Origin of the sequence: Ancylomarina sp., from assembly GCF_041555295.1 — a bacterium.
In the GTDB taxonomy this organism is placed as follows: domain Bacteria; phylum Bacteroidota; class Bacteroidia; order Bacteroidales; family Marinifilaceae; genus Ancylomarina.
Map to the genome: position 1 here is coordinate 1 of NZ_JBFFKR010000396.1, position 2,495 is coordinate 2,495.

General features: G+C 31.7%; 4 protein-coding genes. 1 reads left to right on the forward strand and 3 read right to left on the reverse strand.

Going from position 1 to position 2,495, the window contains the following annotated elements:
• The 3 genes from ABY905_RS16385 to ABY905_RS16395 form a co-directional block, all read right to left on the reverse strand.
• Window positions 1–193, reverse strand: a 193-nt coding sequence (locus ABY905_RS16385) for a family 20 glycosylhydrolase (protein WP_372645817.1), incomplete at its 3' end; no start/stop codon positions are given.
• On the reverse strand, window positions 150–512 hold the full coding sequence (locus ABY905_RS16390; RefSeq protein WP_372645819.1) for an IS30 family transposase: 363 nt from the start codon (window positions 510–512) through the stop codon (window positions 150–152). The genes ABY905_RS16385 and ABY905_RS16390, both read right to left, overlap by 44 nt.
• A gap of 15 nt (window positions 513–527) precedes the next feature.
• Window positions 528–761 carry a helix-turn-helix domain-containing protein gene (locus ABY905_RS16395; RefSeq protein WP_372645821.1) on the reverse strand — a complete coding sequence of 78 codons (234 nt, stop codon included), beginning with the start codon at window positions 759–761 and terminating at the stop codon, window positions 528–530.
• A gap of 640 nt (window positions 762–1,401) precedes the next feature.
• Between ABY905_RS16395 and ABY905_RS16400 the strand changes: the two genes are divergently transcribed.
• A complete protein-coding gene (locus ABY905_RS16400; protein WP_372645822.1) occupies window positions 1,402–2,199 on the forward strand; it encodes a glycosyltransferase family 2 protein in 798 nt (265 codons plus the stop codon).
• Window positions 2,200–2,495: the final 296 nt, after the last annotated feature.

The window sequence follows — 2,495 nt, forward strand, 5'->3', positions numbered from 1 at the left end:
AATGCCAATGAAAAATATTCATTTTTAGCATGGCCAGATACTCAAGATACTTTTTTATAAACTTAGGTGTCTGAAATTGTCTTGCAGAGTCAAGCATAAAACCTCTCCATTTATACTTTGGTTGATCAAAAACATCCAAGCATTGCAACTCATAGTCTTTTAATATGAAGGGAATGCCAGCTTGCACTTCCATAGGTAATAGTTAATATTGCCTGGTTATGATTTTTACCTATAATTAAATCAACCTCTAAATCTCCAAATCTTTTTCGTTGATCTACAACATCTGGCCGTTGTTCTATACTTATTCTAACCTTAATTATTCCCCTAGAATCTTTACTAGAACCTCTTTTACGGTATCGTCGGCCTTGCCTTCTAAGGTGGGTGTACAAAGTGCCTGAAGACTGTTTGTCGTCCCAAATATGTTGATAGATTCGTTCTACGGAAACAGTTCTTTTTCCCTGTTTACTTAAAACTCCTACAACTTGTTCAGGACTGTAATCAATACGCAACAACGCTTCTACATCTTGCTATATTTGAGCGTTAAATCGAATGCGTTTAGCTTTCTTTTTTTGACGTATTAGATACTTTCTTTGTGCTAAGTCATGCTTGTAAACGCCACTCCTTCCATCAGAATTCCGTTTACATTCTCTACTGACTACTGACTTGTTCTTTCCAATAGCTAGTGCTATTTTAGATTGTTTGTATCCCTGATTCAACATACAACAAATTGTATATCTTTGGGATTGGGTAATATGAGCCATACAACTTCTTTTTTAGCGATTTGAGACCGTAAGGTAAATAATCCATCAAAACAAGGAAGGAGAGTATAACTCTTCTTTCTGTTTTGAAAAATTAGATGCTAATCGTACAAATCTAAAAGTTGCATTTACTAATTGAATTTAAGTCTAAATACATTGGTGCCGGCAGAAAACTCTGTTCCCAAGCAAGGTTCGATAGGACAATAAAGTGCAGTATAAGTATCTATATTTTCATAAGTGATTTGTATCATTAAACTAATAAAACAATTCAAGGGATAAGTTTTTATCCAACCAAAATCCAATTCCTTTCTTTATGATATACAAAAAAATCACTATTGCATCCGATTATTCTTTAATAACAATATGTATTTCACCCTGATATTCACAAGCCTATTTATGCTTATAGCATAAGCCATAAGACTACTATAAACTAAAACATCAGTGTCCCTTTATATATTAGAAAAGAAAACCTATAAAGTATAAAACATGACAAATCGTGTTTTAGTAATAATTGACTTATCTAATATTATTGAATTCTATTTGAAGTTCATTTATTCTTATATTTGATCCATCATTTAAAACCATAATTAAACAAATTCAGGAATACATTAGCCCTGAATAAAATCCATAGATAAAAGCATCAATGAATCAAAAGAGCTACAAATTCGGTGAAAAACTGCCTATTTCGGCAACTATAATCTGTTATAATGAAGAATCAAATATTGAAGAAACACTTAAATCTCTTGATTTCGTTGATGAAATTATTATAGTTGACAGTTATAGTACAGACAAAACAATAGAAGTTGTTTCCAAATATACTTCAAAAATTTTCTACAAAAAATTCGAGGACTTTTCAAGTCAAAGGAATTTTGCATTATCAAAAGTATCCAACAATTGGGTCATGAGAATTGATGCAGATGAAGTTCTTCCTGAAAAACTAATAAAGAGATTGTATGACATCGTCAATAAGGATGACTGTTCACATAAAAAGGTTTATAAAGTTGCTCGAAAAGTAAATTTCATGGGCAGATTGATCAAGCACAGCCACTGGGGAGATAAGCCATGTCATTTTCTATTCAACTTTAACAACTTTAAATATAAAAACGCCGTACATGAACTTCCTAACATAGAAGGAGTTGAGCAAATTGTTCTTAAAAACGCATATTTCATTCATAACACCTACAAGAATATCAGTTCGATGATCCGAAAAACGGATCAGTACTCAACGATTAAGGCCAAACAACTGTTTGATAAAAACGTTAAAGTCAGTTCTTTTCATTTGCTAATTAAACCTGCTTATCGGTTTCTTTTTCACTTTATTATCCATTTTGGTTTTCTTGATGGAAGACGAGGTTATATCATTGCCAGAATGAAAGCTCTTGAGGTTTATTGGAGATATTTAAAATGCTGGAGACTACAAGAAGGTGAATCTTTCGACTAATTATATAAACTACCATTATAATATAACTTACAAGATCTGCTCTTTAAGTTTTAACTCACAATTTTGAAATAACAAAGGGGGATAACTCCCCCTTTCACTTAAACCTATACCGGATATGATTAATTATTTTATATTGGGTATTTAGTTTATTGTTCTTTTATCCACTCATAAACGGGATCTACTCCATTCATATAGTCTTCAAAACTTGTTTCAATACAGATATCAGGAACAATTGTATTGATATCCTCATCCGTTTCTTTAAAGTACTTTGTAGAATAGGTCACATTTAGTTTAGA

Coding starts and splice junctions, on each gene's coding strand:
- ABY905_RS16395 (WP_372645821.1), bottom strand. CDS start 761: ATGGCTCATATTACCCAATCCCAAAGATATACAATTTGTTGTATGTTG.
- ABY905_RS16400 (WP_372645822.1), top strand. CDS start 1,402: ATGAATCAAAAGAGCTACAAATTCGGTGAAAAACTGCCTATTTCGGCA.